The following is a 6,713-nucleotide window of genomic DNA, read 5'->3' as shown; positions in this document are numbered from 1 at the left end:
CCCCTCCAATGTATCGCTCCCCCCTTTTTGTTTGGGCCTCTCTTGTTGGCCCCGGGCCCCCCCGGGGGGGGGGGGGCCCCGCCCCAAAAATTGGGGGGCCGCCACCCGCCGTCAAGCCGGCCGGGTCAGCGGCCGAAGACGCTCGCGGCCTGCCGCTCGGCGAGCTTGGTGTTGTCGAGGATGTGCTCCAGCGCGACACCCGAGGTACGGAGGGCCTCGTCCAGCTTGCTGCAGGCGTTGGTCCAGTCCTGCTGCTTCACGGTGTAGTTTTCGACGGCGTCGCCGGACCAGTGCTCGATCAGCTGCTTGACATTGTTCTCCAACTGGTTCAGCAGCTGCTTGATGTCGTTGTTGGCCTTGCCGAGGTCGCCGACGACGGTCTCCACCTCGCCGAACTTCATGCTGTACTGCGCGCTCATCGATTCCTCGCTGGGTATGGGTGAGTGAAGGCCGGTAGATCAGAGGGTGAACTGGTTGCGGAGCGAGGCGACGGCCTCCTGGTTGGTGGACTGGTTGGCCTCGTACAGCCGGATGTTCTGGTTGAGGTTGTCCACCATGAAGCCCAGGTCGCCGGAGATCCGGTTGCACTGGCCGGTCCACTCCTGCATCAGCTGCTGGTACTGACGGGCAGTCTCACCGGTGTAGCTGGCAGAGAGGGTGGCCAGGTGCGTTTCAACGCTGCGCAGAACCGACTGGAGTCCGGTCTGGGTCTCCTCGAATCGCCCCACCGCAGTGCGCATGGCGTTGGTGTCGACGAAATTGAAGTTCGCGGGCACGAATACCGCCTCTTGTCTCGAGTGAAGGGAGCGCGCACGGCGACTGCCCCCCTGTTCGGCTAAACGCTAGGAGTCCGGCAAATCACCGGACAGGGCCTGCGGGCCCATTTCGGACGAGCCCCCGGGCCGGGGGTTTCAGAGCCAGCTGGTGGGGACGGTGCTGAGCGAGCTCGCCACCCCGGAGGAGAACACGGCACCGTGGCTCCACTGGTGTGGTCGATCTCGATGTCGACCGCGCTTCCGGTGTCGACCTGGCCCGGGGGACGCGGAGAGTTGATCGGCTGAATGGTCGGAACGCCCACCTGGTGGAGCAGTACCCTCGCCGTAGAGGACGTTGTCAGGACTGGGAGTCAGGACCTTGGTCCGCCGGCGGCCGGCTTACTGGAAGGCACTCGCGGCCAGGTTCTGCGGGCCTCGGCGGGAGTGGTGACGTGAAGTGAGGCGCCGTCAGGCCCTTGCCGACGCAGTCGTTACCCTGTGTTCGACCCAGTGGCGGGGCGCCGAGGTGCTCCGCGGTGTGAAGTCTGCGACCGCCTTGGACATCAGATCGGGCCGGGTTTCAACAAACAGCCGGGCATTCTTCAGCCCGCCAGTGCCCCGGAGGCAGTGACCCGTTGCATGGGCGAAGGCGTTCCGAGCGGCAGCGCCGCCAACGTCCAGGCCATGGCCCGGAGGACGACTGGTGAGTGTCGCATTTCACAGCACAGGGCCAGTTGATGTAGCTGCGGAGCGCCGGGAAGCTGCGGGCTTGGCCGGCGGCTGAGCATGAGCCCGAAGTCCCATCAGACTCGGGCATGCGGAGTGGGAAATATTCGGGCTGACGCCCCGCAGGCAAGGCTGGCGCCTGAGCCCCCGGCTCCGGTATGACACAGGGCGGCAGGTACCGTCTGGCAACGGTCCGCGCTTCCTCCAGCACTGCCTCGCTGTACGGTCGTCAGTCCTATGAGCCGGGCAACGGTCTCGGCGATCACCAGGCAACTACATCCGGGCGGTCGCGGCCCAATGTCCGGAACATTGGCACACGTCGCCTCGGCGAGGACGTCCGCAGAACGCAGACCGGCTGCTTGTACGGCTCGCACGGCGCGGGGACCCATCGAAGGTCCGCGCCACCCGGCATTGCGGTGCCGAGCAGTCGGCCCCAGCGGGCCGCCGCCTTTGGTGAATCCGCCGACTTTCTCCTTCCGGAGCTGACACTGCCGGTCCTCGAAGCGAGCGCCGTGTCAGGCGGGTTGGTCAGGGTCGGCCGGGCTCCGGAACATCGCAGTACGGTGCCATGTAGGCCTGGCAGATGGTGATCGTCTCGTCCAGGAGTTCCTTGTCGCAGGTGCGGTCGCGGAACGCCAGGTCCAGCAGCCGGCTGACGGTCTCGGAGGTCACGAGCGCGACCACGTAGGCCCGGTCCCGGCTCAGCCGCGGGTTTCGCAGACACATGGCGTCCGCCAGGTAGCCCGCGCTGCGCCGGGTCGAGGAGTCGTCGATCTCCCCCAGCTCGGGCACGGCCTGCAGCGCGCGGCGCAGGGCCACTCCCCCGGCCACCTCGGCACGGAACTGCGCGAGCCTGAGGATGATCTCCTGGGTCAGGAGCCGCCAGTCGGGCGCGGTCGCGAGCGCCTCGATGCGGTCCGCGAAGTACCGGCCGCGGATGTCCTCGAACCGCGCCGACAGCTCCTGGAGGATCGCAATCTTGTCCGGGAAGTAGGAGTAGAGAGTGGCGACGTTGACCTCGGCACGCGCCGCAATCGCGTTGGTGTTCAGCCCTGGCAGCCCCGACTCCGCGAGGATCTCGGCAGCGGCGGCGAGGATCTTCTCCACGGTCCGCCGGGCACGCGCCTGCACGGGCGTCCGACGTCGAAGCTGGGGGAAGTCTTCTGCTGGGGTCGGGGAGGGGGGTACTGGCCTGTTCGCCATAGTGCCAGCAGCTCCTCGCCCCACCGGAGAATTTCACCGCTTCAGCACGCCACTGGATGAAGCAGCGCTGCCAGCACGGCGCACCGGGGATATTCTAAGCAATAGCTTGGGTCATCTCCGTTATAGATCCGCTGCACATGGCTGTCAAGAACACTCCAGCAGACACAGGCCGGCCGTGTCACCAGGGCCGGCTCAGTCGAGACTATCGAGTCCTCCGTGTGCCGCCGCGATCGGCCGCCAGCGAGGCGAGCAGGCCGCCAGCGGCAGCGGAGACCACACACAGCAGCACATCGGTATACAAGGCGTGCACCAACAGCGCGCCTGATCCGTCGGCGGCCAAGGAGACCCCAGGGTATACGCCCCATCCCAGACATCCCCCGGTGGCGGCCGACATCACCGCGGCGCGCCGCCTCCCGCTCTCGACACACAATGAGGCGGCCCCCGCATACCCAGCCACCCCGCTCACGGCGGCTTCCAGCACGACAGCGACGACGGAGAGGGTCGTGTATCCGATCGACTCCACCCACCAGGCGGACGTCGCCCGCAACGCCCAGGTGAGGGCAAATGCGGAAGGCGCGCCGAGCATCGCGACACGCAGCACCGCGCGCGTCTTCGGCCGCGGCTTGGTCACGGCTTCCCCGCGGTCGTCGCCGGGGCCGGGGTCAGCCGCAGGGTGTCGACCAGCCGCTCCCCCAGGTCCGGGGTCAGATAGGTCGCAGGTCCGCCGAAGCGGATGCCGTACAGGGGCCCTGCGCCGGGTGTCTGGACGTAGATCTCGAACTGGCGGCTGGCGACGGGCGTGGGCTGGTGTCCGTCCGTGTACGGGAAGTCGAACTCCAGCATGATGGCGGTCTCGGCTCCGGGGACGGTGGGACGCACGGCGGGCCTCGAAGGGTCGCTGCCCAGTCTGGCCTTGTAGTTGCTGATGGTCACTGCGGCCTGGGCGTCTGCGCTCCCGTACCCGCTGGTCTGCTCGAAGACGAAGAATCCCGGGGAGATGGGCACCTGTGCCGAGACCGGTCCGCCGAGCTCGATTGCCGCACTCGGCTGGGCGCGTTCGGTGGCCGGCCGGGGAACGAGATCGGCCGGGTGCGCGAACGTCAGGCCGTCCACTCGGTCGCGGATCCAGCCGGGCGGCACGGCGGGCGCATAGCTGGGGCTCGCCGAGGGCAATCTGGTCGCGGATGGGCTATGGCTCGGTGTGCCGCTGCAACCGGCCAGAGTGGTGGCAGCGGTGAGCAGGAAGGCTGCGGCGGTGAGCGACCGGTCCAGGTTCATGGCGCACCTCGGTCGGTTCGGCTGGTGGTCGACCGTATGCCGGTGGGGTAGGGGCCGGGCAAGGGTCCCGGGGCCCAGGGCACGCCGGCTGACAGCACCTGGTGGTTCAGAGCACCTCGTTGCTACGGGCGTCGTCGCCGGAACGTAGCCGTCCTGTGGCGCTGGGGCATTTGTCGTAGCCGTACTCCTGTTCGCAGTAGGCGAAGTAGCTCTTGCCGCAGAGGTTGTAGTCGCTCAGCGGGCGCCAAGTGGCGCCGGGGACGTGGTGGTCCAGGGTGACGGTGTCGTCGCCTTGGAGCTGGGAGGTGCCTTGGGAGCCCTGTCCTTCGATGCCGAAGCTGAGGATGGCGGCGCCGACGGTGCCGCCCCATTTCTTGGGGTCGTTGGGCTTCGCGCCCAGTTCAGCGCCATCGCCGCTCATCGCGTACTGCGATTCGACCTCGATGCTGTCCTGCCGGATCCGGTCGGCCAGGTCGGCCATCGGACCGAAGCCGTTGTCGAGGTCCACCAGGTTCGGAACCGCAAACCAGCCTCTCCGCGAGAATGCGCGATCGAACGCCGAGCGGTTCAGCGGGTCATGCAGGTCCAGATACCACTGGTGCGTCCACTTGGTGCCTCCTCCCCCGCCACCGCCGAGCGCCCCGCCAACGGGGCCGACGCCGGGAAGCTGGGCTTGTCCACTGCCCTGTGCCGTGCCCTCGGCGTTGAAGATCAGGTGGTCCGGCTCACCGTTGCGGTCGTAGACCACGCTGTACGAGGCCACCCCGGCGACTTTTCCCTTGCCGCCCGCGATGGCAAAGTTCAACCCCAGGGAGGCCTTGCCGGAGAGATACCCCGTGTACCTCGATCCGAAGTTGCCGTAGACCTCGGGGTTGTCAAAGACGGTGTAATTCCCTCCGCCGGTGATGCTCGCATCTGCCGACGCAGGGCCGAAGCCGACAAAGCCCCCGGCTTGGACCCCAACGTCGAAGGTGCGGGAGTCCGCGTCGTGGGCGTTGTCGCCGTCGTGGTAGAAGCTCTCGGCCTTGCGCCAGTCGTTGTAGTGGTAATTTCTGGTGTAGCTGCCTGTCAGGTTGGCCTTGATGCCCCCGCCGAGGCCGACGGATCCGTCGGCGGAGGTAGCACCCAGCACCATGTCGATTCCGATCTCGCCCTGGCCCTGTTTGGTCACCCAGGCGCTGCCGTCCCCGCGCAGTTCCATGGCTTTGGTGGAGCTGCCGCCGACATGGAGACCGAAGAGGGTAACTCCGCCACCGCCGGCCTCTTGTACCGCGCGGTCGGTGCAGGAGAGGACGATCTGCATGCGGCTGGCCTCGAGTCCGGGTGGGTTCCAGCCCTCGGGTGGCGCGGGCGGGTTCCAGCCGTGGGGTGGTTGGTAGCCCGGCGGATGCCAACCGGACGCGGGCGGGGTCGGCGATGGGGCAGGGTTGCCGGGGATCGTATCCCGGGCGTTCGAGGCCGTGCCGCAGTTACCCGGTCCTGGTACGCCGAGTTCCTGCGAGCCTGCCTGAATCAGTCGGCAGGCCTGTTGGGCGAGTCCGCCCGAGGTGTCGGCTCCGGGGTTGGACATCAGGATGGAGCCGACGACCACTGCGACGAGTACGGCCGTTCCCAGGTACTCCACCGAGGCGATGCCGGTGTCCTCCTTGACGCACTTCCGTATGCGTTGCCTCATGACCGGACGATAGGTTTTCCCGTTGCCCCGTGTTCAGGGCCTCAGGTTCCAACTCCGGCACTATTCCGGCCTGTGCGCCGGGGAGGGGTCAGTGCCTGCGGTTGCGGCTACGGCGGGTGAGGTAGAGCACACCGCAACCGATGGCGAGGATGACGGCGGACAGGCCGGCGATCAGGCCCGTGCCGCTGCTGCCGGTCTGGGCCAGCGACGGCGGGGACGCCATGGGGGTGCCGGGGGGTGCAGAGGAGACCGGGGGGACGGGCGCAGCGCTGCGGGAGGGCTCGGGGGCGGGCGTGGGGCTGTTGCTGTGTGATGGCGTAGGTGCAGGGCTGTGCGTCGAGGGCGAGGGGGTTGGCTTCGGTGCAGGGTTGGTCGGCGAGGGGGACGGCGTCGCGCAGGCGGTGCCGCCGTTCCAGGCGGCGATCATGTTCGAGGGGACGGCGCTGTCCGGGTATCTGGGCAGCGGTGCCTGGGCGCCGTCGAACTTGCGGTTGCCGCCGTAGAGGTCGATCTGGCCGAAGCAGGTGGGCTTGTAGGCCCCGATGTCCAGTTTCGCCACGGGGTTCTGCTGGTCGATCAGGGTCGTGGCCCAGCCGAGGAACTTCTGGGTTCCCGAGGTGCTCCAGGTGGGGCCCTCGGTGCTGTAGGACGCCAGGGACACCGCGTAGTGGCAGCCTGCCGGGGGCGGTGAAGTGAGCCGTACGGCGATCACGGAAGGGGCCGGACCTTGAACGGTGAAGGTGGTGGTCCACGTCTTGCCGCCGTCCAAGGAATGCTGCACACCCGCAGGCGGGCACTGCTGCGCGGCCGCTGCCGCGTGGGCAGGTATGGCGAGCAGAAAGGGCATGGCGGCCGCGAGGGCGCCGGCGCCGGCGATGCCACGGGCGGTCGGCAGGTGGAACTGCACTGATTGCTCCTTCAGGGGATGACCTGGCGGGGTGTGAGCAGGCGTGGCAGAAGGCGCGGCCTGGGCAGGCGGCGCCTACCGGTTCGAGTGAATTCGGACCGGCCTGATGCTATACGACCGCCAACGGCGAGTGCCGCCTTTTAGTGGGCCACTAAAATTGATCTACTGG

General features: G+C 68.0%; 7 protein-coding genes. All 7 read right to left on the bottom strand.

All coding sequences use genetic code 11. The features are described 5' to 3' along the window. Positions 1-125 precede the first annotated feature (125 nt). The 7 genes from ACFV0G_RS00515 to ACFV0G_RS00485 all read right to left on the bottom strand — a co-directional run bounded on the left by ACFV0G_RS00515 (position 126) and on the right by ACFV0G_RS00485 (position 6,544). Positions 126-419, bottom strand: a complete 294-nt coding sequence (locus ACFV0G_RS00515) for a WXG100 family type VII secretion target (RefSeq protein WP_380539153.1) — start codon at positions 417-419, stop codon at positions 126-128. Between the two features lie 39 nt (positions 420-458). Beyond that, on the bottom strand, positions 459-776 hold the full coding sequence (locus ACFV0G_RS00510; protein WP_380539150.1) for a WXG100 family type VII secretion target: 318 nt from the start codon (positions 774-776) through the stop codon (positions 459-461). A gap of 1,233 nt (positions 777-2,009) precedes the next feature. After that, positions 2,010-2,588, bottom strand: a complete 579-nt coding sequence (locus ACFV0G_RS00505; protein WP_380539148.1) for a TetR/AcrR family transcriptional regulator — start codon at positions 2,586-2,588, stop codon at positions 2,010-2,012. A 298-nt stretch (positions 2,589-2,886) separates the two neighbouring features. Further along, positions 2,887-3,315 carry a hypothetical protein gene (locus tag ACFV0G_RS00500; protein WP_380539145.1) on the bottom strand — a complete coding sequence of 143 codons (429 nt, stop codon included), beginning with the start codon at positions 3,313-3,315 and terminating at the stop codon, positions 2,887-2,889. Further along, positions 3,312-3,962 carry a hypothetical protein gene (locus ACFV0G_RS00495; protein ID WP_380539138.1) on the bottom strand — a complete coding sequence of 217 codons (651 nt, stop codon included), beginning with the start codon at positions 3,960-3,962 and terminating at the stop codon, positions 3,312-3,314. The genes ACFV0G_RS00500 and ACFV0G_RS00495 overlap by 4 nt, the downstream gene beginning before the upstream one ends. A gap of 106 nt (positions 3,963-4,068) precedes the next feature. Further along, positions 4,069-5,637: a hypothetical protein gene (locus ACFV0G_RS00490; RefSeq protein WP_380539135.1), complete on the bottom strand. Its 1,569-nt coding sequence runs from the start codon at positions 5,635-5,637 to the stop codon at positions 4,069-4,071. 88 nt (positions 5,638-5,725) lie between these two features. Continuing rightward, on the bottom strand, positions 5,726-6,544 hold the full coding sequence (locus tag ACFV0G_RS00485) for an LPXTG cell wall anchor domain-containing protein (RefSeq protein WP_380539132.1): 819 nt from the start codon (positions 6,542-6,544) through the stop codon (positions 5,726-5,728). Positions 6,545-6,713 lie beyond the last annotated feature (169 nt).

The organism is Kitasatospora sp. NPDC059571 (genome assembly GCF_042735675.1).
Classification (GTDB): domain Bacteria; phylum Actinomycetota; class Actinomycetes; order Streptomycetales; family Streptomycetaceae; genus Kitasatospora.
Note: the sequence above shows the minus strand (reverse complement) of the source record. Positions and strands in the feature narration are given on the sequence as shown.